Origin of the sequence: Pseudomonas sp. NY15181 (assembly GCF_048068055.1) — a bacterium.
Taxonomy (GTDB): Bacteria; Pseudomonadota; Gammaproteobacteria; order Pseudomonadales; family Pseudomonadaceae; genus Pseudomonas.
The window spans coordinates 447,410-473,632 of the sequence record NZ_JBLUPT010000003.1; the positions used below are offsets into that span (position 1 = coordinate 447,410).

The 26,223-nt window shown below is 65.7% G+C and carries 21 protein-coding genes; 18 read left to right on the forward strand and 3 right to left on the reverse strand.

The genetic code is table 11. The features are described from left to right. Positions 1–98: 98 nt before the first annotated feature. Positions 99–1,436: a DEAD/DEAH box helicase gene (locus ACNFBT_RS10760; RefSeq protein ID WP_416749460.1), complete on the forward strand. Its 1,338-nt coding sequence runs from the start codon at positions 99–101 to the stop codon at positions 1,434–1,436. 59 nt (positions 1,437–1,495) lie between these two features. On the opposite strand, the gene ACNFBT_RS10765 is transcribed toward ACNFBT_RS10760, so the two are convergent. After that, a complete protein-coding gene (locus tag ACNFBT_RS10765; RefSeq protein ID WP_416749104.1) occupies positions 1,496–3,160 on the reverse strand; it encodes an MFS transporter in 1,665 nt (554 codons plus the stop codon). A gap of 223 nt (positions 3,161–3,383) precedes the next feature. Between ACNFBT_RS10765 and ACNFBT_RS10770 the strand changes: the two genes are divergently transcribed. Further along, positions 3,384–4,679, forward strand: coding sequence for a phospholipase (locus ACNFBT_RS10770; protein ID WP_416749106.1), 1,296 nt, complete (start codon positions 3,384–3,386; stop codon positions 4,677–4,679). Between the two features lie 57 nt (positions 4,680–4,736). Here the strand turns inward: ACNFBT_RS10770 and ACNFBT_RS10775 are convergent, their stop codons facing one another. After that, positions 4,737–5,000, reverse strand: coding sequence for a DUF2790 domain-containing protein (locus ACNFBT_RS10775; RefSeq protein ID WP_416749108.1), 264 nt, complete (start codon positions 4,998–5,000; stop codon positions 4,737–4,739). Between the two features lie 472 nt (positions 5,001–5,472). Further along, the gene (locus tag ACNFBT_RS10780) at positions 5,473–7,620 is read right to left on the reverse strand and encodes an FUSC family protein (protein WP_416749110.1); all 2,148 of its coding nucleotides are present in this window, start codon (positions 7,618–7,620) and stop codon (positions 5,473–5,475) included. Between the two features lie 346 nt (positions 7,621–7,966). Here ACNFBT_RS10780 and ACNFBT_RS10785 point away from each other — a divergent pair, with 346 nt between their 5' ends. The 16 genes from ACNFBT_RS10785 (at position 7,967) to ltaE (ending at position 26,220) form a co-directional block, all read left to right on the forward strand. Next, complete coding sequence (locus ACNFBT_RS10785) at positions 7,967–8,914, forward strand: LysR family transcriptional regulator (RefSeq protein WP_416749112.1); 948 nt, start codon at positions 7,967–7,969, stop codon at positions 8,912–8,914. A gap of 150 nt (positions 8,915–9,064) precedes the next feature. Then, entirely contained in the window at positions 9,065–11,020 is a 1,956-nt protein-coding gene (gene acs / locus ACNFBT_RS10790; protein WP_416749114.1) for an acetate--CoA ligase, read from the forward strand. 712 nt (positions 11,021–11,732) lie between these two features. After that, positions 11,733–12,512 carry an ABC transporter substrate-binding protein gene (locus ACNFBT_RS10795; protein ID WP_416749115.1) on the forward strand — a complete coding sequence of 260 codons (780 nt, stop codon included), beginning with the start codon at positions 11,733–11,735 and terminating at the stop codon, positions 12,510–12,512. A 142-nt stretch (positions 12,513–12,654) separates the two neighbouring features. Continuing rightward, positions 12,655–13,344 (forward strand): ABC transporter permease, encoded by a 690-nt coding sequence (locus ACNFBT_RS10800; RefSeq protein ID WP_275608003.1) that lies wholly within the window; start codon positions 12,655–12,657, stop codon positions 13,342–13,344. Positions 13,345–13,360: 16 nt separating this feature from the next. Further along, entirely contained in the window at positions 13,361–14,059 is a 699-nt protein-coding gene (locus ACNFBT_RS10805) for an ABC transporter permease (RefSeq protein WP_017517950.1), read from the forward strand. A 10-nt stretch (positions 14,060–14,069) separates the two neighbouring features. Beyond that, positions 14,070–15,182, forward strand: coding sequence for a succinylglutamate desuccinylase/aspartoacylase family protein (locus tag ACNFBT_RS10810; RefSeq protein ID WP_416749118.1), 1,113 nt, complete (start codon positions 14,070–14,072; stop codon positions 15,180–15,182). 17 nt (positions 15,183–15,199) lie between these two features. Next, the gene (aotP, locus tag ACNFBT_RS10815) at positions 15,200–15,964 is read left to right on the forward strand and encodes an arginine/ornithine transport ATP-binding protein AotP (RefSeq protein ID WP_207887412.1); all 765 of its coding nucleotides are present in this window, start codon (positions 15,200–15,202) and stop codon (positions 15,962–15,964) included. A gap of 38 nt (positions 15,965–16,002) precedes the next feature. Next, a complete protein-coding gene (gene argR, locus ACNFBT_RS10820) occupies positions 16,003–16,986 on the forward strand; it encodes a transcriptional regulator ArgR (RefSeq protein ID WP_416749120.1) in 984 nt (327 codons plus the stop codon). Positions 16,987–17,489: 503 nt separating this feature from the next. Beyond that, positions 17,490–18,710 carry an aspartate aminotransferase family protein gene (locus ACNFBT_RS10825; protein WP_416749122.1) on the forward strand — a complete coding sequence of 407 codons (1,221 nt, stop codon included), beginning with the start codon at positions 17,490–17,492 and terminating at the stop codon, positions 18,708–18,710. Positions 18,711–18,863: 153 nt separating this feature from the next. After that, complete coding sequence (gene aruF, locus ACNFBT_RS10830; protein ID WP_416749124.1) at positions 18,864–19,880, forward strand: arginine/ornithine succinyltransferase subunit alpha; 1,017 nt, start codon at positions 18,864–18,866, stop codon at positions 19,878–19,880. Between the two features lie 11 nt (positions 19,881–19,891). Continuing rightward, positions 19,892–20,911 (forward strand): arginine N-succinyltransferase, encoded by a 1,020-nt coding sequence (gene astA / locus ACNFBT_RS10835; RefSeq protein ID WP_416749126.1) that lies wholly within the window; start codon positions 19,892–19,894, stop codon positions 20,909–20,911. Positions 20,912–20,936: 25 nt separating this feature from the next. Next, on the forward strand, positions 20,937–22,403 hold the full coding sequence (gene astD, locus ACNFBT_RS10840) for a succinylglutamate-semialdehyde dehydrogenase (RefSeq protein ID WP_416749128.1): 1,467 nt from the start codon (positions 20,937–20,939) through the stop codon (positions 22,401–22,403). Then, positions 22,403–23,749: an N-succinylarginine dihydrolase gene (astB, locus tag ACNFBT_RS10845; RefSeq protein ID WP_416749130.1), complete on the forward strand. Its 1,347-nt coding sequence runs from the start codon at positions 22,403–22,405 to the stop codon at positions 23,747–23,749. The genes astD and astB overlap by 1 nt, the downstream gene beginning before the upstream one ends. A gap of 9 nt (positions 23,750–23,758) precedes the next feature. Then, complete coding sequence (locus ACNFBT_RS10850) at positions 23,759–24,040, forward strand: GTPase (protein WP_275607993.1); 282 nt, start codon at positions 23,759–23,761, stop codon at positions 24,038–24,040. A 50-nt stretch (positions 24,041–24,090) separates the two neighbouring features. Then, complete coding sequence (gene astE, locus ACNFBT_RS10855) at positions 24,091–25,089, forward strand: succinylglutamate desuccinylase (RefSeq protein ID WP_416749132.1); 999 nt, start codon at positions 24,091–24,093, stop codon at positions 25,087–25,089. Positions 25,090–25,215: 126 nt separating this feature from the next. Next, entirely contained in the window at positions 25,216–26,220 is a 1,005-nt protein-coding gene (ltaE, locus tag ACNFBT_RS10860; protein ID WP_416749134.1) for a low-specificity L-threonine aldolase, read from the forward strand. Positions 26,221–26,223 lie beyond the last annotated feature (3 nt).

The following is a 26,223-nucleotide window of genomic DNA, read 5'->3' on the forward strand; positions in this document are numbered from 1 at the left end:
GCGCGTCTGTCCCGCACGCGACCTGGGCCATGCCGATTGCGACCGGCGAATAAAACCTGCGCATCGGTTACGCTATGCAGCTATTTGGTCTTTACGTGATATCGAGGTCTGCCTTGTTCTCCCAATTCGCCCTGCACGAACGCCTGCTCAAGGCGCTCGATTCGTTGTCCTTCTCCGAGCCGACCCCGGTCCAGGCCGCGGCCATCCCGAAGGCCCTGGAGGGACGCGACCTGCGGGTGACGGCGCAGACCGGCAGCGGCAAGACCGCCGCCTTCGTGCTGCCGCTGCTGCACCGCCTGCTGACCGAGGAGAAGCCCAAGAGCGGCGCCCGCGCGCTGATCCTGCTGCCGACCCGCGAACTGGCCCAGCAGACCCTCAAGGAAGTGGAGCGCTTCGCCCAGTTCACCTTCATCAAGGCCTGCCTGATCACCGGTGGCGAAGACTTCAAGGTGCAGGGCGCGCGCCTGCGCAAGAACCCGGAAATCATCATCGGCACTCCCGGCCGCCTGAACGAGCAGTTCAACGCCGGCAACCTGCCGCTGGGTGACGTGGAAATGCTGGTGCTCGACGAAGCCGACCGCATGCTCGACATGGGCTTCTCCGAGGACGTGCTCAAGCTCGCCGCACAGTGCCCGGCGCAGCGCCAGACCCTGCTGTTCTCCGCCACCAGCGGTAGCGGTTTGCACGAAATGGTCGAGAAGGTCCTGCGCGAGCCGGAAAACCTGCAACTCAACCGCGTCAGCGAGCTGAACGAGGACGTCAGCCAGCAGGTGATCCTGACCGACGACCTCGCGCACAAGGAAGCCCTGGTGCATTGGCTGATCGGCAACGAGACCTACGACAAGGCGATCATCTTCACCAACACCCGCGTGACCGCCGACCGTCTCACCGGCCGCCTGATCGCCGCCGGGCACAAGGTTTTCGTGTTGCACGGCGAGAAGGACCAGAAGGACCGCAAGCTGGCCATCGAGCGCCTGAAGCAGGGTGCGGTGAAGATCCTCGTCGCCACCGACGTGGCCGCCCGTGGCCTGGACGTCGACGGCCTGGACCTGGTGATCAACTTCGACATCCCGCGTCGTGGTGACGAGTACGTGCACCGCATTGGCCGCACCGGCCGCGCTGGCGCCTCGGGCACCGCGATCTCGCTGGTCGGCCATGGCGACTGGAACCTGATGTCGAGCATCGAGCGCTACCTCAAGCTGCGCTTCGAGCTCCGGACCATCAAGGAACTGAAGGGCACCTACAAGGGGCCGAAGAAGGTCAAGGCGTCCGGCAAGGCTGCCGGCAGCAAGAAGAAAAAGGACGATGCGAAGAAGACCGGCAGCAAGGCACCGGCGAAGAAGAAGCCCGCCGCCAAGCCCAAGGCCGGCCCGTCCAAAGTCGTGAGCCAGGACGGTCTGGCGCCGCTCAAGCGCAAGAAGCCGGCGGCGGAATAAGTCTTTCGTGTCACCTGAAACGCCTCCCCTGACCGGGAGGCGTTTTTGTTTGTGCGCCGCTAGCCCAGCGTCTCCGGCGGTGCCTCGTAGCTTCCCGACTCGTAGCTCACCCCGTGGCGTATCACCGGCGGCGTATCGCCCGCGTGCAGGCTGGTGACGTTGTCGATGATGGTCTTGTCCTCAAGGGTGAGGCGGTCGAGCATCCGCAGGTGGCCGATCCAGTTGTCCACCAGGAACAGCTCCTGCCAGATTTCCTGGTTGCTCACGTCGCGATACAGCGCCCAGCGCTCCGCGCCGTTGCGCAGGCGCAGGCGGCGCAGCGGCTTGGCGGCGCGGACGAAGTCGCGGGTGCGTTCGGCCGGGATGCGGTACTCGATGGAGACCAGCACCGAGCCCCGCTCGGGGTTGAACACGAAGGTCGGCTGGCCCGGCACTCCGCCCGGCGCGCGGGCGATGTTGCTGGCGTCCAGTTCCGGCAGGCGCGAGTTGTAGAGCAGTGCCACCGATACCAGCAGCAGGCAGCCGGCGGCCACCAGCGCGCCCTGCACGCCCAGGGTTTCGGCGAAATGGCCCCAAAGGAAGGAACCCGCCGCCAGACCGCCGTAGATCGCTGTCTGGTAGAGCGCCAGCGCCCGCGCCTTCACCCAGTCCGGCACCAGGATCTGCACCGCCGAGTTGTAGGTAGCTACTGCCGCGATCCAGCAAGCGCCGCCCAGCACCAGCGCGGGGAAGATCACCCAGAGATTGTCGACCCAACCCAGGATCAGCATGACCAGCGCGAGTGTGGCGGCGGCGAAGCTGATCAGCCGGCTGCTGCCCAGCCACTGGCGGGCCTTGCTCACCACCGTGCTGGCGACGATGGCGCCGAGGCCCAGGGCGCCGAGCATGTAGCCGTACACCGAGGCGCTACCGTCCGGGTTGCGGTGCGCCAGCAGCGGCAGCAGGGCCCAGATGGCGCTGGCCGACAGGCCGAACACCGCCGAGCGCAGCATCACCAGGCGGGTGACGCTGGAGTACTGGGTGAAGCGCAGCGCGGCGATCACGCCTTCGAAGATGTGCTCCGGCGGCAGGGTGCGCTTGGGCACATCGCGGCGCCATTGCCAGATTGCCCAGATCAGCGCGGCGTAGCAGATGCAGTTGAACAGGAATACCCAGGACGCCCCAGTGGCCGACAACAGCAGGCCGCCAATGGCCGGGCCGACGGCGCGGGCGACGTTGTAGTTGACGCTGTTGAGCAGCACCGCATCGCCCAGCATGCGCGGCGGCACCTGCTCGTTCACCGCGGCCTGCCAGGCGGGGATGGTGATCGAGCTACCCAGCGACAGCCAGAGGATCGACACGATCAGCATCAGCGGGTCGAGGTAGCCCAGGAACGCCAGCACCGTCACCAGCGCGGCGCCGGAGAGTTCGACGGTCAGGCCCACCAGCATGATCTTGCGGCGGTCGTGGTTGTCGGCCAGCACGCCGGACATGATCGACAGCAGCACCAGCGGCAGCGCAGAGGCGACCTGGATCATTGCCACCATCAGGGGGCTGGCGTGGGCTTCGGTGACTACCCAGGCGGCGGCCACTGATTGCGCCCAGGTGCCCAGGTTGGCGAACAGGTTGCAGATCCAGATGATGCGGAACGCGGCGATGCTGAAGGGCGCGAGGACGCCACTGCGAGGTTCGGCTGGATCGGGTTTGAGGGGGAGATCGTGCTTGGGTGAAACGGACTGCAGCATGGGAACGCCCTTATACCGATGGGCCGGCGGCGGAACCGCGCCGGCGACTTTCCATGCCGGGCAAGTGTAGTGGCTGGGGCGGTTCGCGCCATTGATGATGGTCAGCCGTCGATGGCGTTATCGGTGACTCGCACTGGCCAACTTCGACAGTGCCGGGGTGGCTCCGGGTTGTTAGGCTGCGTCCGAGTTTTCTCCCGCATGACCCAATAAGAGCGAAAAGCCGATGAAGCGACTTTCCACCTGCCTGCTGGCCGGCCTGCTGGCGCTGCCGCAAAGCCTCTGGGCCTGGTCCAATCACACCCTGGGCAGCTACATCGCCCTGCAGCAATTGCCGGCTCTCACCCAGGCGCCAGAGGTCGAGGTGGAGCCGCTGGAGAGCTTCATCAGCCAGCAGCGCGCGGGCCTTGTGAAGCTGCTGGACGAGCAGGAAACCTATGCCCGTGAACACTTCCGCCAGTACCAGCCACGCCCGGATGATCTGCGTCTGACCGAGGACGGTCGCGACGATCTGGGCAAGGCCTTCCTCATGGCGTTGCGCCTGAACCCGGAGATCAAGCTGGCCACCGCCGTGCAGCCGCCGCCGGGCAGCGAGTTGCCGGGCCATGTGGCGCTCAAGCCGGCCGATGTGCTGGTGTTCCACAATCTGTCCGGTTGGGGCCAGTGGCGCTTCGTGCAGTTGCAGGCGGGGGAGAAGATCCCGGCGCTGGACGTGCTGGCCAGCGCCGCCGACGAGCCGGACTTCGGCCACGACATCAACCTGTTCAGTGACAACCCCGGCGAGGTCGGCCAGCGCTACGGCTTCGGCCCCCAGCCGTTCGGCGACCCGCGCTACGAGTTCAGCTCCCAGGCGCCATTCCACATGGGCTTCTACCACGAGGATGCGATCATCTTCACCGGCGCGCCCTACCTTGAGCGCAACTGGCCGGAGTGGCGCGCGTATCAGTTCTATGGCCTGGCGCGCTTCGCCTTCGACAAGGGCCATCCGTACTGGGGCTACCGCTTCCTCGGCTGGGCGATGCACTACATCCAGGACATGACCCAGCCCTACCACTCGACGCCGCTGCCGGGGGAAACCACCACCAGCATGCTGTGGACGGCGGGCAAGTCGATGGCCGGTTTCGATGCCGACAAGCAGGCGGCGATCCAGCGCGTGGCGGACCGGCACACGGGCGTGGAGCGTTATCAGGTGGAGTGGCTGCGCGAGACGCTGCGCCTGGGCGGGCAGTCGCCGCTGGTGGCGGCCTATGCGGATGTCAGTGCCGACGGAAGTTATCCGCCGTATTCGACGGACTATCTGCGTGAGGTGGTGGCAAGCGAATCCCATGCCCATGCGGCGGCGTTCGATGCGGCCATCGGTCATTGGCTGGAAAACGAGAAGACGCCGGCGGGGGATTTCAGCGCGGGGAACTCACCGGAACCGTTCCGTCACGATGAACAGTTGGATGAGCAGATTCTGCAGTTGATCCGGCATTTCGGCGCGCACAGTCGCAACATCGCGAAGGCGGCCCTGCAGCCGTAAAGAGGGCTGGCATTGCCGCCGGGGCTGCGTGGGCCGAGGCGGCAATGCGCAAGTCGCTTAGCCGCCGGAGCAGCCGTTGCCCCACACCTGGTATTCGACGGTGTGACGCTGACCCTGGGAGTCTTCGTAGGTCATGCGCGCCGGCACGATGCCGCACTGGTTGGACACGTCGGTGGTGGAAATCACGTTGGCGACGTCCAGTTTCATGTCGTAGGTGTACTGCTCCACGGCCGCGCTCTGCGCCTGGTCGCCGGCATTCGCCTGCTCGGCCAGGGCGAGCGTCGAGAAGCCGGCCAGGGCCAGGATGACTACAGCTTTCATGAATTTACCTGCCTTGTTCCCGATGCCCGGACATGACTCGTCCGTGACGTTCAGCCGATGGCTGCGTCGGGAAGCGTTGGGGATGATTACGGGTCTTGGGTGGTGTTGCGGCGCGCGCTGTAACAGCACGGAAATAATAGGATTTGCCTGATCCGAGTCATATATCCAGGTGCCAACAAGACTTCGTACTCAGAGGCAATAATCCAGGAATGACGCGGGTTTCAGGGGCGGTTCTGCGGTGGGTGGTCGCAGGTTTGCGACTTTTTCAGGAGTTGGTTCCGTTCGGAATATCTGCGCTGGGTTTTCCCTCACCCCAGCCCTCTCCCGGAGGGAGAGGGGGCAGTCTGTGCCGGCTGACGCTGCGTTCTCATCCTGTGCCGAACGGTTCCCTCTCCCGCTTGAGGAGCGGGGCGCGCAGCCAGGGTCAGGGTGAGGGGCTTTTGATCTTCCAGGAGAGCGAACCCGCCTGCACTCAATCACGCAGCGGCGACTGTGGATCGAGCAGCGAGGTGCGGATGAAGTGCAGGTAGCTGCACACCCGGCGTAGGGGCGAGGAATCGAAGTGCGGTGGCCGGCGGTCGTCGGTGGAGCGGGTCGCGTGGATGGCGTGTTCCACCGCCGCCAGGGCGCGCTGGCGGTTGCTCTCGCTGGGCTGGATGAACAGCCGGATCAGCGCCCGCCCGAGGGCCCGGATCGCCCGGCGCCAGGGCATGCGCTCGGCGTACCAGGGCTCCTTCGGCAGGGCCTCCTGCTCGCGGCGCAGCTCGATGATCGACAGGCCGATCTCCTGCACCTGGAAGGTCCAGCGCAGCAGTCGGCGCTGCACGTCCGGGCGTCCTGTGGATAACCCGTAGGCCTGGTTCAGCAGGTCGCGGGTGCCGCTCTCGAAGCCCGACGACAGGCCCTTTAGCGGATCACTGATGACCCGCACCACGCGCAGGCGCAGCTCGGCTTCCAGGCGCTCCCAGAGCCACGGCCGGTTCGGTGGCAGGATGACGATCGCCGCGACCACCGCCATGCCCATCGACAGCAGCATCGCCAGGTATTCGTTGATGAACGTGTAGGCGTCGTAGCGCGCCAGGTTCGCCGGCAGCGAGGCGATGCAGAACCACACCAGCAGGCCGACGCCATAGCCGCTCCATTTCGGCCGGGTGATCAGGAAGGCGCCGAGGGCGAACACCGGGGCGAGCACGAAGCACAGCAGCGGGAAGCCATCGATGTGCGGCAGCACACGGAAGGTGAGGATGAAGCCGAGCGTGGCGCCGAGCAGGGTGCCGCAGGTCAGTTGCAGCGACAGGCGCTTGGGATTGGGCGATGCGGAGGAGAGGGCGGCGATCAGCACCGAGGTCAGCGCGAAGGTGGCGCCGCTGAGCCAGGAGGTCTCGATCCAGAACACGCCACCGACTATCACCAGCAGCGCGCAACGGAAGCCGGCTACGGCGGCGGCCAGGGCGTTGGCCTTGGGCGTGAAGCGCTCCTTCCACTGTTCGCGCGCGTGCTTGTGCGCGGCCAGGGAGGCGTGGGTCTGGGCGTAGTTGTGCAGGTCGTCGGCGAAGCGGTAGAGCAGTTCGGCGGCGGTCTCGAAATCCAGCTGGTCGGCTTCCCGCGGGCAGGTGTGGCCGAGGGTGGCGCGGGCCTCGCGGATGCGCGGCATCAGATAGTGCTTGCACAGTTCCAGCTGCACGCTCAGGCGCTCGGCGTCGCTTTCCGTGAGCGGCCGGCCGTGCCAGCTGGCGAGCAGTTCGCTGACGTCGATCAGGCACGGCATCAGCACCTCCAGCACGTTGCTGGCCTGGCGTTCGCGCAGGCGGTCGAGCAGCCGCTGCAGGGCGTGGAAGCGCGTGGTCAGTTGCATGAACTCGCTGTTCAGGCGCGCCAGGCGACCGCTGCGCAGGCGCATGTGCGGGTCTTCGAAGGCGGTGACGTTGCGCAGGCTTTCCAGGCCGACCACTTCGGCGGCGATGCGCGCGCTGGCCTGCTCGAAGCGCTCGCGGTCCAGCGTGCCGTTGAGGCCGGCGCTGGCGAGTCCGGCGAAGTCGCCGAAGCGGGTGTTCAGCGCGTTGCGCAGGGCGGCGGTGCTGGTCTGCGGCAGGACCACGGCACTGACCACGCCGGTGCAGAGAATCCCCAGGGTGATCTCGATCACCCGCCACAGCGCCTGCATGAAGGCGCCTTCGGGGTGCAGGGTGGCGGGGATACCGATCATCACCGCGGTGTAGCCGGCGAGCAGGCAGGCATAGGCGCGGAAGTCCCGGTAACGCGCAGCGCCCGCCGTGCACAGGCCGACCCAAATCGCCACGCAGAGCAGGAACAGCACGCGCTCCTGGGCGAACAGGGCGATGAAGGTGACCATCACCGTGAGCCCGGCCAGGGTGCCGAGGATGCGGTAGAAACTCTTCGCCAGCACCTGGCCACTCTGCGGCTGCAGCACGATGAAGGCGCTCACCAGCACGGTATTGGGCTGCGGCAGTTCAAGTCGGTAGGCCAGCCACAGCGCGGTGAAGGCGGTGATCAGCGTCTTGAGGATGAACATCCAGGTGACGCCGTCGGTGTGCGCCCAGTCGGACAGGGCGAAGCGCAGCGCGGCAGCCTTGGGCAGGCGCACGGAGAGACTGCTCATCGGTCTTATCTCGTCTGGCTTGGGGCGGGAATCGGGCCTTCAGGACCCTGTAGTTGGAAGGCGGAGCAAAGGGGGGGGAGCACGTTGCACGAAAGGCGGAGCACGGCTGCTTGTCCTGGGGCGTTGCGGGAGACCGCGTTGGGGACGGCGATTCTAGAAGTGCGTCGGGGGCAGGATAAGCTGACGGATGGGCGAATTATTGTTACCTGAAAGTACAATAATCCCCGCGCGGCACCTGTGCGACAATTCGCCGCCTGTCATGAGTCTGTAACAAGGCGTTGCTCGGTCGAGCGCCGTTGCAGAGGCCGCCCGCCGTGGCGCCTGGACAGGCTCTTCAGGAGAAATGATGGACCTGCTGCACAACATGCGTGCTTTCGTCTGTGTCGCCGAAACCGGCAGCTTCACCGCCGCCGCCCAGCGCATGGACCTCACCACCGCGTACGTCTCGCGGACGGTGGCCAAACTCGAAGCGCACCTGCGCACCCGCCTGCTGCACCGCACCACCCGCCGCATCGCCCTTACCGAAGCCGGCCAGCGCTACCTGCAGCGCTGCCAGCAGATCCTCGGCTACATCGAGGAGGCGGAAGCCGAAGCGGGGGACGCCCATGCCCGGCCCCACGGCAAGGTGAAAGTCCATGCCATGACCGGCATCGGCCAGCATTACCTGATCCGCGCGATCTCGCAGTATTGCGAGATCTACCCGGAGGTCAGTTTCGACCTGACCCTGGCCAACCGCATTACCGACATCCTCGACGAGGGCTACGACATTTCCGTGGTCATCGCCCAGGAGCTGCCGGACTCGGGCTTCGTCTCCAAGCGCATCGGCAAGACCTACAGCGTGCTCTGCGCATCTCCCGAGTACGTGGCGCGTCATGGCATGCCACAGAAACTTGCTGAGCTCACCGAGCACCGCTGCCTGCGCCTGGTGAACTCGGTGATGTCCCTGGACAAGTGGCTGTTCGACGGCCCGGACGGCCAGGAACTGGTGGGCATCAACCACAGCCATTTCCAGGTCAACACCGCCGACGCCATGACCGAGGCGGTGCGCGCCGGCATGGGCATCGGCGCGCTGCCGGTGTATTCCGCCGTGCAGGGTCTCAAGGATGGCAGCCTGGTGCGCGTGCTGCCGGACTACAGCCTGTTCCACCTCAACGTCTATGCGCTGTATCCGTCGCGCCAGTACCTCGACGCGAAGATCCGCACCTGGGTGGAGTTCCTGCGTGATTGCGTGCCCGGCATGCTCGAGGAGCACGAAAGGATGATGGCTCAGCACGGGCGTGCTGCTTTGGTCTGATAGCCGCGTACGACCGCCAGAAGTCGCACTTATGGGGCCCATCAGTACGGGGCCCCGAGTGGTAAGACCATGGTCGAATGGCTCGGAAGAGGGTGTCGCCGTTACAACTGACGGCAACAAAAACAACACTCTTCACCGAGGTAGAACGCCATGACTGCGGCATCCGTGTACCCCGTGCGTCCCGAAGTGGCCGCGACCACTCTGACCGACGAGGCCACCTACAAGAAGCTGTACCAGCAGTCGGTGGTCAACCCCGACGGTTTCTGGCGCGAACAGGCCCAGCGCATCGACTGGATCAAGCCGTTCACCAAGGTCAAGCAAACCTCCTTCGACGATCACCACGTCGACATCAAGTGGTTCGCCGACGGCACCCTGAACCTCTCCTACAACTGCCTTGATCGCCACCTCGCCGAGCGCGGCGACCAGGTCGCCATTATCTGGGAAGGCGACGACCCGGCGGATCACAGGGAAATCACCTACCGCGAGCTGCACGAGCAGGTCTGCAAGTTCGCCAACGCCTTGCGTGGCCAGGACGTGCACCGTGGCGACGTGGTGACCATCTACATGCCGATGATCCCGGAAGCCGTGGTGGCCATGCTGGCCTGCGCCCGCATCGGCGCGATCCACTCCGTGGTGTTCGGCGGCTTCTCCCCCGAGGCGCTGGCCGGCCGCATCATCGACTGCCGCTCCAAGGTGGTGATCACCGCCGATGAAGGCGTGCGCGGCGGCAAGAAGACCCCGCTAAAGGCCAACGTCGACGACGCGCTGACCAATCCCGAAACCAGCAGCGTGCAGAAGATCATCGTCTGCAAGCGCACCGGCGCGGACATCAAGTGGAACCAGCACCGCGACGTGTGGTTCGAGGACCTGATGAAGGTCGCGGGCTCCACCTGCGCACCGAAGGAAATGGGCGCCGAGGACCCGCTGTTCATCCTCTACACCTCCGGCTCCACCGGCAAACCCAAGGGTGTGCTGCACACCACCGGCGGCTATCTGGTCTACGCCTCGCTGACCCACGAGCGCGTGTTCGACTACCGTCCGGGCGAAGTCTTCTGGTGCACCGCCGACATCGGCTGGGTCACCGGCCACACCTACGTCGTCTACGGCCCGCTGGCCAACGGCGCGACCACCGTGCTGTTCGAGGGCGTGCCGAACTACCCGGACATCTCCCGCGTCGCCAAGATCGTCGACAAGCACAAGGTCAACATCCTCTACACCGCACCCACCGCCATCCGCGCCATGATGGCCGAGGGCAAGGCCGCAGTAGAAGGCGCTGACGGTTCCAGCCTGCGCCTGCTGGGTTCGGTGGGCGAGCCGATCAACCCAGAAGCCTGGCAGTGGTACTACGAGACCGTCGGCCAGTCGCGCTGCCCGATCGTCGACACCTGGTGGCAGACCGAAACCGGCGCCTGCCTGATGACCCCGCTGCCGGGCGCCCATGGCCTGAAGCCGGGCTCCGCCGCCAAGCCGTTCTTCGGCGTGGTGCCGGCGCTGGTGGATAACCTGGGCAACATCCTGGAAGGGGCCACCGAGGGCAACCTGGTGATCCTCGACTCCTGGCCGGGCCAGGCGCGCACCCTGTACGGCGACCACGACCGCTACGTGGACACCTACTTCAAGACCTTCAAGGGCATGTACTTCACCGGCGACGGCGCCCGTCGCGACGAGGACGGCTACTACTGGATCACCGGCCGCGTGGATGACGTGCTGAACGTCTCCGGCCACCGCATGGGCACCGCCGAGATCGAGAGCGCCCTGGTCGCCCACCCGAAAGTGGCCGAGGCCGCGGTGGTCGGCGTGCCGCACGACATCAAGGGGCAGGGCATCTATGTCTACGTCACCCTGAATGCCGGCGAGGAATCCAGCGAGCAGCTGCGCCAGGAGCTGCGTGCCTGGGTGCGCAAGGAGATCGGCCCGATCGCCACCCCGGACGTGATCCAGTGGGCGCCCGGCCTGCCGAAAACCCGCTCGGGCAAGATCATGCGCCGCATCCTGCGCAAGATCGCCACGGCCGAGTACGACGCGTTGGGTGACATCTCCACCCTGGCCGATCCGGGCGTGGTCCAGCATCTGGTCGAGACGCACCAGTCCATGCGCGCGGCCTGATCCGCAGCACGATGAAAAACGCCCCGCTTGCCGGGGCGTTTTTCTTTTTGAGGCTATGGCTTTTCGTAGGAGCGAGCTTGCTCGCGAACTCGACTAACACCGGTCCTTCCGCCGGATCGCGGACAAGGGCTAGGCGCCCCCGTCTCTCCTACGGGAGCAAAGCGGCCGCGGCATGCGCAGCTCTATGTTCTTGACGACTTCCAGAGAAATTTCAGTGCACTCAGGACTGCCCCTTTCAGGAGGCCTCGTTGAATCGAACAAGCTCGCTCCTACAGTGTGCGTCGTTCTCCCCGGTAACATTTCAGCGTGACAAATTGAGGCGTCAGGAAACAATTCGCACAGCCTTGGTACGCATTTTCTGTCGACTTCGAGTGAGCCAATATTCCGCAACCCGCATGAATAGCGGGTGGATAAATTGTTGGCCTGATAACTGCAGGTAAAATTGGTTTTACTACTCGCTTCCGGATCACTTAATATCCGCGCCGTCAAGCCGCAGGGGCTCTGTCCCTAGCGCTTCTATAATTACTTGTCGCATTGAAGAAATAACCGCTCAGGGGCTGTCGCTAGAATGCCGATCACCCCGGTAGGCGTGCTTTTCCACGAGGAACACGCCGGCAATGCGCAGAGAAACAATAACCTTCACTTCTGCCGGGCAGCCTGGGCCAACCCCTTCCTCCTGCCAATCGAAGTCTTACCCTCGAAGGAGTTACTGATGAAGAAGTTTGCACTTCTCGGTGCGCTGGCCCTGTCCGCGCTTTCCCTGGTTGCCCACGCTGACGACAAGCCTGTCCGCATCGGTATCGAAGCCGGTTACCCGCCGTTCTCCTTCAAGACGCCCGATGGCAAGCTCGCCGGTTTCGACGTGGATATCGGCAACGCCCTGTGCGAAGAGATGAAGGTCAAGTGCACCTGGGTCGAGCAGGAATTCGACGGCCTGATCCCGGCACTGAAGGTTCGCAAGATCGACGCCATCCTCTCGTCCATGACCATCACCGACGAGCGCAAGAAGTCCGTCGACTTCACCAACAAGTACTACCACACCCCCGCGCGCTTCGTGATGAAGCAAGGCGCCACCCTGGCCGACCCGCTGGTGGACCTGAAGGGCAAGAAGGTCGGCGTACTGCGCGCCAGCGTGCATGACCGCTACGCCACCGACGTGCTGGCTCCGGCCGGTATCGAAGTGGTGCGCTACGGCTCGCAGCAGGAAGCCAACATGGACCTGGTGTCCGGCCGCATCGACGCGACCATGGCCGACTCCGTCAACCTCGACGACGGCTTCCTGAAAACCGACGCTGGCAAGGGCTACGCTTTCGTAGGTCCGGAATACAACGATCCGAAGTACTTCGGTGGTGGCGCCGGCATCGCCGTGCGCAAGGGCGATACCGCCCTGGTCGAGAAATTCAACGCGGCCATCGCCGGCATCCGTGCCAACGGCAAGTACAAGCAAGTACAGGACAAGTACTTCAAGTTCGACGTCTACGGCGGGAACTGATCAACGTCCACGAAAGTGGCGCAAACCCGGGTCCTTTCCTGAAGTTTGTGCCACTTTTTTATTGGGGGCGATCCCGCGTCGGGTGATCGCCCTGCAGCGTCCGTGCGGTTGCGGACGGCGTCCGGTCTAGAGGTGCGAAACTATGTTCAATGGCTACGGAGCCACCATCGTCGATGGTGCCTGGCTGACGCTTCAGCTGTCGTTGCTGTCGATGGCCCTGGCGATCGCCCTGGGCCTGCTCGGTGCGGCCATCCGCCTGTCGCCGGTGAAGTGGCTGGCCTGGTGCGGCGACCTCTATGCCACCGTGATCCGCGGCGTGCCGGACCTGGTGCTGATCCTGCTGATCTTCTACGGCGGCCAGGCTGCGGTGAACTGGGTCGCGCCAATGGTTGGCTACGAGGACTACATCGACCTCAACCCGTTCGCCTCCGGCGTCGGCACCCTGGGCTTCATCTTCGGCGCCTACCTGTCCGAGACCTTCCGTGGCGCCTTCATGGCCATCCCGAAAGGGCAGGGCGAGGCTGGTTTCGCCTACGGCATGAGCGGGCTTCAGGTGTTCTTCCGCATTCAGGTGCCGCAGATGATCCGCCTGGCCATCCCCGGCTTCACCAACAACTGGCTGGTGCTGGTCAAGGCCACCGCGCTGATCTCCGTGGTCGGCCTGCAGGACATGATGTTCAAGGCCAAGCAGGCCTCGGACGCCACCCGCGAACCCTTCACCTATTTCCTCGCCGTGGCGGCGCTGTACCTGGTGGTCACCACCGTCTCCCTGGTACTGCTGCGCATGCTTGAACGCCGCTATTCGGTCGGCGTGAAAGTCGCCGAGCTTTGAGACCGGGAGCCTGATCATGATCTTCGACTTCTCCGTCATCTGGGACAGCCTGCCGCTCTACTTCAGCGGCCTGCTGGTGACCCTCAAGCTGCTGGCGATCTCGCTGTTCTTCGGCCTCGTGGCGGCGGTGCCGCTGGCGCTGATGCGCTGCTCGAAGAATCCAGCGGTGAACCTGCCGGCCTGGCTCTACACCTATGTGATCCGCGGCACCCCGATGCTGGTGCAACTGTTCCTCATCTACTACGGCCTGGCGCAGTTCGAGTTTGTGCGTGAAAGCGCGATGTGGCCGCTGCTGTCCAATGCGACCTTCTGCGCCTGCGCCGCGTTCGCCATCAACACCAGCGCCTACACCGCCGAGATCCTCGCCGGCAGCATCCGCGCCACCCCGCACGGCGAGATCGAAGCCGCCAAGGCCATGGGCATGTCGCGGATCAAGATGTATCGCCGCATCCTGCTGCCCTCGGCCCTGCGCCGCGCGCTGCCGCAGTACAGCAACGAAGTGATCATGATGCTGCAGACCACCAGCCTTGCGTCCATCGTGACCCTGGTGGACATCACTGGCGCCGCGCGCACCGTGTACTCGCAGTACTACCTGCCGTTCGAGGCGTTCATCACCGCCGGCATCTTCTACCTGATCATGACCTTCACCCTGGTGCGCCTGTTCAAGCTGGCCGAGCGCCGCTGGCTGGCCTATCTCGCGCCGCGCAAGCACTGAGGAGTCGACTGTGGAACGTATCGATCATCTGTTGCCGTGGAGCAGCCTGGGCAGCGAGCGCCGCCTGAGCGTGTTCCGCTACGGCAAGGGCCCGCGCAAGGTCTACATCCAGTCCAGCCTGCATGCCGACGAGCTGCCGGGCATGCGCACCGCCTGGGAGCTCAAGCAGCGCCTGGCGGAGCTCGAGTCGCGCGGGCAGCTCAAGTGCGTCATCGAGCTGGTGCCGGTGGCCAACCCCATCGGCCTGGGGCAGACCCTGCAGGCCAGCCACCTGGGGCGTTTCGAATTCGGCAGCGGGAAGAACTTCAACCGCGATTTCGTCGAGCTGAGTGCGCTGGTCGCCGAGCGCGTCGGCAGCCAGCTGGGCGCTGATGAACGTGCCAATGTCGAGCTGATCCGCCAGGCCATGCGCGATAGCCTCGATGCGCTGCCGCCGGCCTCGTCCGAGCTGCAGGGCATGCAGCGCATCCTGCTGCGCCACGCCTGCGACGCCGAGGTGGTGCTTGACCTGCACTGCGACTTCGACGCCGCCATCCATGTCTACGCGATCCCGCAGCACTGGCCGCGCTGGAAGTCCCTCGCCGCGCGCCTGAAGGCTGGTGTCGCGCTGCTCGCCGAAGATTCCGGCGGCAGCTCCTTCGACGAGTCCTGCTCGCTACCCTGGCTGCGCCTGTCCCAGGCCTTCCCGCAGGCGGCGATTCCGCTGGCGTGCCTGGCGACCACCGTCGAGCTGGGCGGCGTGGCTGATACCCGTGTCGACCAGGCTCGAGCCAATGCCGAAGCCATCCTCGGCTTCCTCGCCGAGCAGGGATTGATCGACGGCGACTGGCCGGCGGCGCCGGCTGAATGTTGCGAAGGCATGCCTTTCGAAGGCACCGAATACCTCTACGCACCCCACGCCGGTGTCGTGAGCTTCCTGCGCAAGGCGGGGGAGTGGGTGGAGAAGGGCGACGCGCTGTTCGAGGTGGTCGACCCGCTGAACGACAAGGTCAGCACCGTTTGCGCCGGGACTTCCGGCGTGCTGTTCGCCATCGAGCGTGGGCGCTATGCCCAGCCAGGGCTTTGGCTGGCCAAGGTGGCCGGGCGTGAGCCGTTCCGCAAGGGCCGGCTGATCAACGACTGAATTCGAGAACCGACACCATGTACAAACTGGAAATCCAGGACCTGCACAAGCGCTACGGCAACCACGAGGTGCTCAAGGGCGTCTCCCTGGCGGCGAAGGCGGGCGACGTGATCAGCATCATCGGCTCCTCCGGCTCGGGCAAAAGTACCTTCCTGCGCTGCATCAACCTGCTGGAACAGCCCCACGCCGGCAAGATCCTGCTCAACGGCGAAGAGCTCAAGCTCGTGCCGAACAAGGACGGCGCGCTCAAGGCCGCCGATGCCAAGCAGCTGCAGCGCATGCGCTCGCGTCTGTCCATGGTGTTCCAGCACTTCAACCTGTGGTCGCACATGAGCGCCCTGGAAAACGTCATCGAAGCGCCGGTCCACGTGCTGGGCGTGTCGAAGAAAGAGGCGCTGGAAAAGGCCGAGCACTACCTGGCGAAAGTCGGCGTGGCGCACCGCAAGGATGCCTACCCGGCGCATATGTCCGGCGGCGAGCAGCAGCGTGTGGCCATCGCCCGCGCGCTGGCGGTCGAGCCGGAAGTCATGCTGTTCGACGAACCGACCTCGGCGCTCGACCCCGAGCTGGTCGGCGAAGTCCTGCGCGTGATGCAGGACCTCGCCCAGGAAGGCCGCACCATGGTGGTGGTGACCCACGAGATGGGCTTTGCCCGTGAAGTCTCCAACCAGCTGGTGTTCCTCCACAAAGGTCTGGTGGAAGAGGCAGGCTGCCCGAAGGAAGTCCTGGCCAATCCGCAATCGGAGCGCCTGAAGCAGTTCCTTTCCGGCAGCTTGAAGTAAGCTGTCTGTCATCCCGTGTCGCCTGGTGACCTCGTCGCATGACCGCACAACGCATCGGATTCCTCCTCTGGCCGCACACCCGTGCGCTGACCCTGGCGCTGGCCGAGGAGGCCCTGCGGGTCGCCCGCCGGCTGCATCCGGAGGCGCTCTACGATCCGGTGTTCATGAGCGCCGAAACGGTCGCCGAAGCCGATGGCTGGCGTCTGCCGGGGCAGCCCTGGAATGGTGTGCTGGAGCAGTGCCAGCGCATCTTCCTGGTCGCCGATGAGGTTCCGCAGCAGGTTTCCGCGCCCCTGGCCGCGGCGCTCAAGCAGCTGTCGCGAGGCGGCGTGAGCATCGGCGCGCTCTCCGCCGGCATCTACCCGCTGGCGCAGCTCGGTCTGCTCGACGGCTACCGCGCCGCCGTGCACTGGCGCTGGCACGACGACTTCACCGAGCGTTACCCCAAGGTCATCGCCACCAACCACCTGTTCGAGTGGGACCGCGACCGCCTCAGCGCCTGCGGCGGCATGGCCGTGCTCGACCTGTTGCTGGCCGTGCTCTCCCGCGACCATGGTGCGGAACTGGCCGGTGCGGTCTCCGAAGAACTGGTGGTGGAGCGCATCCGCGAAGGCTCCGAACGCCAGCGTATCCCGCTGAAGAACCGCCTCGGCTCCAGCCACCCGAAGCTGACCCAGGCGGTGCTGCTGATGGAAGCGAATATCGAAGAGCCGCTGACCACCGACGAGATCGCCCAGCATGTGTGCGTCTCGCGTCGTCAGCTGGAGCGCATCTTCAAGCAATACCTGACCCGCGTGCCCAGCCAGTACTACCTGGAACTGCGCCTGAACCGCGCGCGGCAGATGCTCATGCAGACCAGCAAATCGATCATCCAGATCGGCCTGTCCTGCGGCTTCTCCAGCGGTCCGCACTTCTCCAGCGCCTATCGCAACTTCTTCGGCGTGACCCCGCGCGAAGACCGCAACCAGCGTCGCGGGCAGGGGGCTGCGGAAGCCGCTCCGGTGGTCGCCGAGCGCGGCTGATTTCGCGGTCCGATCATTTTTCGGGGCGTTCTTGCCGGCTGACTCCATGGCTTTCACCTGCGCCGAACTGTCCCCTCTCCCTCTGGGAGAGGGTTAGGGTGAGGGGGCTCTGCTGGCACCGTAGGGCGAATAACCTGGAACAGGTTATCCACCGTTCCGGGCACGGCGGATAACGCTGGCGCGTTATGCGCCCTACGAATCTCTCGCCAGATACGTCGGCGTCATACGGTTCGCGAGCAAGCTCGCTCCTACAGAATCTTCCCTCTTCGCCTTATTCCTGACCGTTCGTTCGCCGTGCGAACAAATTCCACGCCCCCTTGTACCCGCAGCAGTCCGCAAGCCTTACACTGCGCCTTCCCGACGCTTTCTGTCGCATTTCCGTAAAGCTCGGCAATCCGTGGGTTGGCGCTATAACAAGTTGTCGCATGGCGGCAATGCCGACCTGACAATCGTCCCTACAATCCTTCCATCGATAGCCGCCTCAACCAGGCAGGAGAACACCGATGTCCGCTCCGCAAGCTCAGGTCCAACGTTCCGATTTCGACCAGGTCATGGTTCCCAACTATTCGCCGGCTGCCTTCATTCCGGTGCGTGGTGAGGGTTCCCGAGTCTGGGATCAGAGCGGCCGAGAGCTGATCGACTTTGCCGGCGGCATCGCAGTGAACTCCCTGGGCCACGCCCACCCGGCCCTGATGAAGGCGCTGACCGAGCAGGCCGGCAAGATCTGGCACGTCTCCAACGTGTTCACCAACGAGCCGGCCCTGCGCCTGGCCAAGAAGCTGATCGACTCGACCTTCGCCGAGCGCGTGTTCTTCGCCAACTCCGGCGCCGAGGCCAACGAGGCCGCGCTGAAGCTGGCCCGTCGTTATGCCCACGACGTCTACGGCCCCGAGAAGTACGAGATCATCTCGATGGTCAACAGCTTCCACGGCCGTACCCTGTTCACCGTCAACGTCGGTGGCCAGGCCAAGTACTCCGACGGCTTCGGCCCGAAGGTGCAGGGCATCACCCACATTCCGTTCAATGACCTGGACGCGCTGAAGGCCGCCATCTCCGACAAGACCTGCGCCGTGATCATCGAGCCGGTGCAGGGCGAGAGCGGCGTGCTGCCGGCCGACAAGGCGTACCTGGAAGGCGTGCGCAAGCTGTGCGACGAGAACAACGCACTGCTGATCTTCGACGAAGTGCAGAGTGGTTTCGGCCGTATCGGCTACCTCTACGCCCACCAGTACTACGGCGTGAACCCGGACATCCTGTCCAGCGCCAAGGGCCTGGGCGGCGGCTTCCCGATCGGTGCCATGCTCACCACCGCGAAGATCGCCGAGCATCTGGTGGTCGGCACCCACGGCACTACCTACGGCGGCAACCCGCTGGCGTGCGCCGTTGCCGGTGCAGCCTTCGACGTGATCAACACCCCGGAAGTGCTCGAAGGCGTAAAAGCCAAGCACGAGCGCTTCAAGGTCCGCCTGGAGAAGATGGCCGCCGAGTACGGCATCTTCACCCAGGTGCGCGGCATGGGCATGCTGATCGGCGCCGTACTGGCCGACGCCTGGAAGGGCAAGGCCAAGGACGTGCTGAACGCCGCCGAGAAAGAGGCCGTGATGATCCTGCAGGCCGGCCCGGACGTGGTGCGCTTCGCGCCCAGCCTGGTGATCCCGGACGCCGACATCGACGAAGGTCTGGATCGCCTCGAGCGCGCCATCGCCAAGCTGACCCGCGGCTGACGCCGGCGACTAAGCTGAATCTGCGGCGGAGCGATTTCGCCGCTTCACCGGCCGGGATGCTCCGGCCGGTTTCCGAATGCCCTGGTGAGTGCGGCACAGGTCGTGTCGCGCCCACGAATCATGAAACTTTTGTCTGGTTAGAGGAGTGACGCCATGCTGGTGATGCGCCCCGCCCAAGTGGCCGACCTGCAGCAGGTGCAGCGTCTCGCCGCGGACAGCCCGGTCGGCGTCACGTCGCTGCCGGACGACGCGGAACGCCTGCGGGAAAAAATCCTTGCCTCGGAGGCCTCGTTCGCCGCCGAAGTGAGCTTCAACGGTGAGGAAAGCTATTTCTTCGTGCTGGAAGACAGCGTCAGCGGCCGCCTGGTCGGCTGCTCGGCGATCGTCGCGTCGGCGGGCTTTTCCGAGCCCTTCTACAGCTTCCGCAACGAAACCTTCGTGCACGCTTCCCGCGAGCTGAAGATCCATAACAAGATTCATGTCCTCTCGCTGTGCCATGACCTGACCGGCAACAGCCTGCTGACCAGCTTCTACGTCGAGCGCGACCTGGTGAATACGCCGATCGCCGAGCTCAACTCCCGTGGCCGCCTGCTGTTCATGGCCAGCCATCCGGAGCGCTTCGCCGAGGCGGTGGTGGTGGAGATCGTCGGCTACAGCGACGACCAGGGCCAATCGCCGTTCTGGAACGCCATCGGACGCAACTTCTTCGACCTCGACTACTCCGCGGCGGAGAAGCTCTCGGGCCTGAAGAGCCGTACCTTCCTCGCCGAGCTGATGCCGCACTACCCGATCTACGTGCCGCTGCTGCCGGACGAGGCGCAGGAGTCCATGGGCCAGGTGCACCCGCGTGCGCAGATCACCTTCGACATCCTGATGCGCGACGGCTTCGAGTCCGACAACTACATCGACATCTTCGACGGCGGCCCGACCCTGCACGCGCCCATCTCCAGCATCCGCTCCATCGCCCAGAGCCGGCAGGTGCCGGTGCGCATCGGCGAGGGCGGCAAGGGTAACCGCGGCTACCTGGTCACCAACGGCCAGCTGCAGGACTTCCGCGCCATCGTCGCCGAACTCGACTGGGCACCCGGCAAGCCGGTGACCCTGAACCAGGAAGCCGCCGACGCTCTGGGCGTCGGCGAAGGCGCCAGCGTGCGCCTGGTCGCGATCTGAGGGGAGAGAACATGATCGTCCGTCCCGTAACCAGCGCCGACCTTCCGGCCCTGTTCGACCTGGCGCGCAGCACCGGCACCGGTCTGACCACGCTGCCGGCCAACGAGCAGCGCCTGCAGCATCGCGTCAACTGGGCCGAGAAGGCCTTCCGTGGCGAGGCAGAGCGTGCCGATGCCGACTACCTGTTCGTCCTCGAGAGCGACGACGGCAAGGTGGTGGGGATTTCCGCCGTGGCCGGCGCCGTTGGCCTGCGCGAGCCCTGGTACAACTACCGCGTTGGTCTGACCGTCAGCGCCTCCCAGGAACTGGGCATCCACCGCGAGATCCCCACGCTGTTCCTGGCCAACGACCTCACCGGGCAGTCCGAGCTGTGCTCGCTGTTCCTGCATGCCGACCATCGCACCGGCCTCAACGGCCGCCTGCTGTCCAAGGCGCGCTTCCTGTTCATCGCCGAGTTCCGCGAACTGTTCGGTGACAAGGTGATCGCCGAGATGCGCGGCATGTCCGATGGCGATGGCCGTTCGCCGTTCTGGGAGAGCCTCGGCCGGCACTTCTTCAAGATGGAATTCAGCCAGGCCGACTACCTGACTGGCGTGGGCAACAAGTCCTTCATCGCCGAGCTGATGCCCAAGTTCCCGCTCTACACCTGCTTCCTCTCGGAAGAGGCGCGCGCGGTGATCGGCCGCGTGCATCCGGACACCGAGCCGGCGCTGGCCATGCTCAAAGCCGAGGGCTTCAGCTACCAGGGCTACGTCGACATTTTCGACGCCGGCCCCGCCATCGAGGCGCCGACCGACAAGATCCGCCCGATCGCCGACAGCCAGACTCTGGTGCTCGCCATCGGCACGCCGGGCGACGACGCCGAACCCTTCCTGATCCACAACCGCAAGCGCGAGGAATGCCGCATCACCGCGGCGCCGGCGCGCGTGGCCGCCGGCTCGCTGGTGGTCGACGCGTTGACCGCCAAGCGCCTGCGCCTGTCCGCCGGGGCTTCAGTCCGCGCGGTGCCTCTCTCCGGAAAACGCAACTGACGCCGTGAGGCGTCAGGGGAGCCTGATGATGAATACCCACTACATTGCCGGCCAGTGGCTGGCGGGCGAAGGCGAGCCGCTGGAGTCCCTCTGCCCGGTCAGCCAGGCCGTGGTCTGGAGCGGCCGCGCCGCCTCGGCCGCGCAGGTCGGCGCCGCCGTTGCCGCAGCACGCGCCGCCTTCCCGGCCTGGGCCCGTCGCCCGGTGGAAGAGCGCATCGCCGTGCTGGAGCGCTTCGCAGCCGCCCTCAAGGGCCGTGCCGAGGAGCTGGCCCGCGCCATTGGCGAAGAAACCGGCAAGCCGCTGTGGGAAGCCGCCACCGAAGTGACCAGCATGGTCAACAAGGTCGCCATCTCGGTCCAGGCCTTCCGCGAACGTACCGGCGAGAAGAGCGGCCCGCTGGCCGACGCCACCGCCGTGCTGCGCCACAAGCCCCACGGCGTGGTCGCCGTGTTCGGCCCCTACAACTTCCCGGGCCACCTGCCCAACGGCCATATCGTGCCGGCGCTGCTGGCAGGGAATACCGTGGTGTTCAAGCCCAGCGAGCTGACCCCGAAGGTCGCCGAGCTGACCCTGCAGGCCTGGATCGAGGCAGGCATTCCCGCCGGCGTGATCAACCTGGTGCAGGGCGCTCGTGATACGGGCGTAGCGCTGGCCAGCAACGACGACATCGACGGCCTGTTCTTCACCGGCTCCAGCCGCACCGGCAACCTGCTGCACAGCCAGTTCGGCGGCCGTCCGCAGAAGATCCTGGCGCTGGAGATGGGCGGCAACAACCCGCTGGTGGTCGATGAAGTGAAAGACGTCGACGCCGCCGTCTACACCATCATCCAGTCCGCCTTCATTTCCGCCGGCCAGCGCTGCACCTGCGCCCGCCGCCTGCTGGTGCCGCAGGGCGCCTGGGGCGACGCGCTGATCGAGCGCCTGGTGGCCGTGGCCTCGACCATCAAGGTCGGCCGCTTCGACGAACAACCGGCACCTTTCATGGGGTCGGTGATCTCGCTTGCCGCTGCCGAACACCTGATCAAGGCCCAGGAGCAACTGCTGGCCAAGGGCGCCAAGCCGCTGCTGGCGATGACCCAGCCGCTGGCCGGCGCCGCGCTGCTCACCCCGGGCATTCTCGACGTAACCGCCGTGGCCGAGCGCCCGGACGAAGAGTTCTTCGGCCCGCTGCTGCAGGTGATCCGCTACGCCGACTTCGACGCCGCCGTGCGTGAAGCCAATGCCACCCAGTACGGCCTGGCCGCCGGCCTGCTGTCGGACTCCCGCGAGCGTTATGAGGACTTCCTCATCGAGAGCCGCGCCGGCATCGTCAACTGGAACAAACAACTGACCGGCGCCGCCAGCAGCGCACCCTTCGGCGGCATCGGCGCCTCGGGCAACCACCGTCCGAGTGCCTACTACGCGGCCGACTACTGCGCCTATCCGGTCGCCTCGCTGGAAAGCGAGAGCCTGAGCCTGCCTGCAACCCTGACCCCGGGAGTGAGCCTGTGATGACCGCCTATGAAATGAACTTCGATGGTCTGGTCGGACCGACCCACAACTACGGCGGCCTGTCCTACGGCAACGTCGCCTCGCAGAGCAACAGCCAGGCGGCATCCAACCCGCGTGAAGCCGCCAAGCAGGGCCTGTCGAAGATGAAGGCGCTGATGGAAATGGGCTTCAAGCAGGGCGTGTTCGCCCCGCAGGAGCGCCCGGCCGTCGCCTCGCTGCGTGCCCTGGGCTTCTCCGGCACTGACGCCGAAGTCATCGCCAAGGCTGCCAAGGAGGCCATGCCGCTGCTGGCCGCTACCAGTTCGGCGTCCTGCATGTGGACCGCCAACGCGGCCACCGTCAGCCCCGGCGCCGACACCGCCGATGGCCGCGTGCACTTCACCGCGGCCAACCTGAACTGCAAGTTCCACCGCTCCATCGAACATCCGCAGACCAGTCGTATCCTCGCGGCGATGTTTAACGACGAGAAGCACTTCGCCCACCACCCCGCGCTGCCGGCAGTCGCCCAGTTCGGTGACGAGGGCGCGGCCAACCACACGCGCTTCTGCAAGTCCTACGGGGAGGCCGGCGTCGAGTTCTTCGTGTTCGGTCGCAGCGCCTTCGACAGCCGCTTCCCGGCGCCGCAGCGCTATCCGGCGCGGCAGACCCTGGAAGCCTGCCAAGCGGTGGCCCGCCTGCACGGCCTGAGCGACGACGGTGTGGTCTACGCCCAGCAGAACCCGGCGGTGATCGACCAGGGCGTGTTCCACAACGACGTGATCGCGGTCGGCAACGGCGAAGTGCTGTTCCACCACGAAGACGCCTTCCTCGACACCGAGCGCGTGCTGGCCGAGCTGCACGACAAGCTGGGTCGCCGTGGCGGCCGCTTCCAGGCCGTGTGCGTACCGCGCGATCAGGTCACGGTCGAGGACGCGGTGAAGTCCTACCTGTTCAACAGCCAGCTACTGACTCGCGCGGACGGCAACATGCTGCTGATCGTCCCGGAGGAGTGCCGCAAGAACGAGCGCGTTTGGAACTACCTGTCGCGCCTGACCAGCGATGACGGCCCGATCCGCGAGGTGAAAGTGTTCGACCTCAAGCAGAGCATGCAGAACGGCGGTGGCCCGGCTTGCCTGCGCCTGCGCGTGGCGCTGACCGACAGCGAGCTGGCGGCGGTCAACCCGGGCGTGATCATGACCCCGACCCTGCACGACACCCTGGTCACCTGGGTCGACAAGCATTACCGCGATCGTCTGGCCGAGTCCAACCTGGCCGACCCGCAATTGCTGACCGAATGCCGGACGGCGTTGGATGAATTGACCCAGATCCTTAAACTGGGCTCGGTTTATCCCTTCCAGCTGAACTGAGTGAACGACATGACCGAAAGCCTCCCGCTGATTCTCGAAGACAACAAGGGCGAGCGCCGCGAGACCCACACCGCGCGCCTGGCCATCCGCCTGGAAGGGCGCGAGCTGTGGCTGGAGGCCGACGGCAAGGGCGGTCTTACGATCTACGCCGACTCCCATGAGGACGACGCCGAGATCCCGCTGCTGGTGGTGCGTCCGCAGGCGGTGAACCAGTTGGGCCTGACTTTGGAGCTGGAAGCCGCCGAAGTCCACGAACATGGTCCAGACTGTGGATGTGACCATCACCACTGATCGCGGAGTCCACGGCCCGATCCGGCCGTGGGACTGATGGAGGCGTCCGCATGCTAGCTCTGGGCAAACTGCTCGAATTGACCCTCGCCGGCCGTGAGCCGACGGAAAAGATCCAGCTCACCGCCGACGGAACCCGTCTGCACTGGCTGGCCGAAGGCGCCTTGGAAATCACCCCGTCCACCACCCGCGACCAGGGCCGCGACCTGCTGCTCTCGGCCGGTATCCACGGCAATGAAACCGCGCCCATCGAGCTGCTTGACCGCCTGGTGCAGCGCATCGCCCGTGGCGAACTCAAGCCGGCGGCGCGCATCCTGATCCTGCTGGGCAACCCGGAGGCCATGCGCCGTGGCGAGCGCTACCTGGAGCAGGACATCAACCGCCTGTTCTGCGGTCGCCACGAGGAGGGTAGCGGCAACGAAGCCCTGCGCGCCTCCGAGCTGGAGCGCCTGGCTGCTGCGTTCTTCGTCCGCGAAGGACGCTCCCGTCTGCACTACGACCTGCACACCGCCATCCGTGGGTCGAAGATCGAGCAGTTCGCCCTCTATCCCTGGAGCGAGGGGCGCCAGCACTCCCGCGACGAACTGGCGCGCCTGCGCAGCGCCGGCATCGACGCGGTGCTGCTGCAGAGCAAACCGGGCATCACCTTCAGCGCCTACACCTACAGCCACCTGGGCGCCGAGGCTTTCACCCTGGAACTGGGCAAGGCGCGGCCGTTCGGGCAGAACCAGGCGGTCAACCTCGAGCGCCTGGAGGCCATGCTGCAGGGCCTGATCCGTGGCGATGCGCCGGCGGCCGATGCTGCGCAACTCGACGGCCTAAAACTGTTCGCCGTATCCCGCGAAGTGATCAAGCACAGCGAGCATTTTCGCCTGCACCTGGACGACGCTGTGGATAACTTCACCGAGCTGGACCAGGGCTACCTGCTCGCAGAGGACATCGGCGGTACCCGCTGGATCGTGGAAGAGCAGGGCGCACGGATAATCTTCCCCAATCCTCGGGTGAAGAACGGACTGCGCGCCGGCATCCTGGTCGTCCCCACCGAACTCTGACGGCAACGTAGGGCGTACAACCGCGAACGGTTGTACGCCCTACGAAAGCGGTGAATCGGGACCTTGTCCCGTCTCTGGCGAGCGCTTAGCATCGGGCTTTTCCGCCTGATACCCGAGGAGCCCGCCATGTCCATCATCGACCTTCGCAGCGATACCGTGACCCTGCCCACCGCCGGGATGCGCGAGGCCATGGCGCGTGCCGAGCTGGGCGATGACGTCTACGGCGAAGACCCTACGGTGAACCGCCTGGAAGCCACCCTGGCCGAGCGCCTGGGCTTCGCCGCCGCCCTGTTCGTGCCTACTGGCACCATGAGCAACCTGCTCGGACTGATGGCCCATTGCGGCCGGGGCGACGAGTACATCGTCGGCCAGCAGGCGCACACCTATAAATATGAAGGTGGTGGCGCCGCCGTCCTCGGCTCCATCCAGCCGCAGCCCATCGACGGCGAGGCCGACGGTTCGCTGGACCTGGCCAAGGTCGAGGCGGCGATCAAGCAGGACGACTTCCACTTCGCCCGCACCCGTCTGCTGGCGCTGGAAAACACCATGCAGGGCAAGGTCCTGCCGCAGGCCTATCTCGCGGCTGCACGGGAAATGACTCGCCGCCGTGGCCTGGCCCTGCACCTGGACGGAGCGCGCCTTTACAACGCGGCGGTCAAGCTGGGCGTTGACGCCCGTGAGATCACCCGCCACTTCGATTCCGTCTCGGTGTGCCTCTCCAAGGGACTCGGTGCGCCAGTGGGCTCGGTGCTTTGCGGCGACGCCGAACTGATCGGGCGTGCGCGCCGTCTGCGCAAGATGGTCGGCGGCGGCATGCGTCAGGCAGGCGGCCTGGCGGCGGCGGGGTTGTATGCGCTGGATCACCAGATCGAGCGTCTGGCCGAGGACCACGCCAACGCCGAAACACTGGGCCGGGGCCTCGCCGAACTGGGTTATGCCATCGAGCCGGTGCAGACCAACATGGTCTACGTCGGTATCGGCGAGCAGGCTGGTGCGCTGGCAGCCCATCTCGCCGGGCGCGGCATCCATGTCAGCCCGGCCGCGCGCTTGCGCCTGGTGACTCATCTCGACGTGAAATCGGCGGACATTCCGCGTATCGTCGAAGCTTTCGCCACCTTTCGTCGCGACTGAGCA

Excerpts from the sequence above, each read along its gene's own strand:
- ACNFBT_RS10765 (WP_416749104.1), bottom strand. The coding sequence starts at position 3,160 with ATGCTGCAGTCCGTTTCACCCAAGCACGATCTCCCCCTCAAACCCGAT.
- ACNFBT_RS10770 (WP_416749106.1), top strand. The coding sequence starts at position 3,384 with ATGAAGCGACTTTCCACCTGCCTGCTGGCCGGCCTGCTGGCGCTGCCG.
- ACNFBT_RS10775 (WP_416749108.1), bottom strand. The coding sequence starts at position 5,000 with ATGAAAGCTGTAGTCATCCTGGCCCTGGCCGGCTTCTCGACGCTCGCC.
- ACNFBT_RS10780 (WP_416749110.1), bottom strand. The coding sequence starts at position 7,620 with ATGAGCAGTCTCTCCGTGCGCCTGCCCAAGGCTGCCGCGCTGCGCTTC.
- ACNFBT_RS10785 (WP_416749112.1), top strand. The coding sequence starts at position 7,967 with ATGGACCTGCTGCACAACATGCGTGCTTTCGTCTGTGTCGCCGAAACC.
- acs (WP_416749114.1), top strand. The coding sequence starts at position 9,065 with ATGACTGCGGCATCCGTGTACCCCGTGCGTCCCGAAGTGGCCGCGACC.
- ACNFBT_RS10795 (WP_416749115.1), top strand. The coding sequence starts at position 11,733 with ATGAAGAAGTTTGCACTTCTCGGTGCGCTGGCCCTGTCCGCGCTTTCC.
- ACNFBT_RS10800 (WP_275608003.1), top strand. The coding sequence starts at position 12,655 with ATGTTCAATGGCTACGGAGCCACCATCGTCGATGGTGCCTGGCTGACG.
- ACNFBT_RS10805 (WP_017517950.1), top strand. The coding sequence starts at position 13,361 with ATGATCTTCGACTTCTCCGTCATCTGGGACAGCCTGCCGCTCTACTTC.
- aotP (WP_207887412.1), top strand. The coding sequence starts at position 15,200 with ATGTACAAACTGGAAATCCAGGACCTGCACAAGCGCTACGGCAACCAC.
- argR (WP_416749120.1), top strand. The coding sequence starts at position 16,003 with ATGACCGCACAACGCATCGGATTCCTCCTCTGGCCGCACACCCGTGCG.
- ACNFBT_RS10825 (WP_416749122.1), top strand. The coding sequence starts at position 17,490 with ATGTCCGCTCCGCAAGCTCAGGTCCAACGTTCCGATTTCGACCAGGTC.
- aruF (WP_416749124.1), top strand. The coding sequence starts at position 18,864 with ATGCTGGTGATGCGCCCCGCCCAAGTGGCCGACCTGCAGCAGGTGCAG.
- astA (WP_416749126.1), top strand. The coding sequence starts at position 19,892 with ATGATCGTCCGTCCCGTAACCAGCGCCGACCTTCCGGCCCTGTTCGAC.
- astD (WP_416749128.1), top strand. The coding sequence starts at position 20,937 with ATGATGAATACCCACTACATTGCCGGCCAGTGGCTGGCGGGCGAAGGC.
- astB (WP_416749130.1), top strand. The coding sequence starts at position 22,403 with ATGACCGCCTATGAAATGAACTTCGATGGTCTGGTCGGACCGACCCAC.
- ACNFBT_RS10850 (WP_275607993.1), top strand. The coding sequence starts at position 23,759 with ATGACCGAAAGCCTCCCGCTGATTCTCGAAGACAACAAGGGCGAGCGC.
- astE (WP_416749132.1), top strand. The coding sequence starts at position 24,091 with ATGCTAGCTCTGGGCAAACTGCTCGAATTGACCCTCGCCGGCCGTGAG.
- ltaE (WP_416749134.1), top strand. The coding sequence starts at position 25,216 with ATGTCCATCATCGACCTTCGCAGCGATACCGTGACCCTGCCCACCGCC.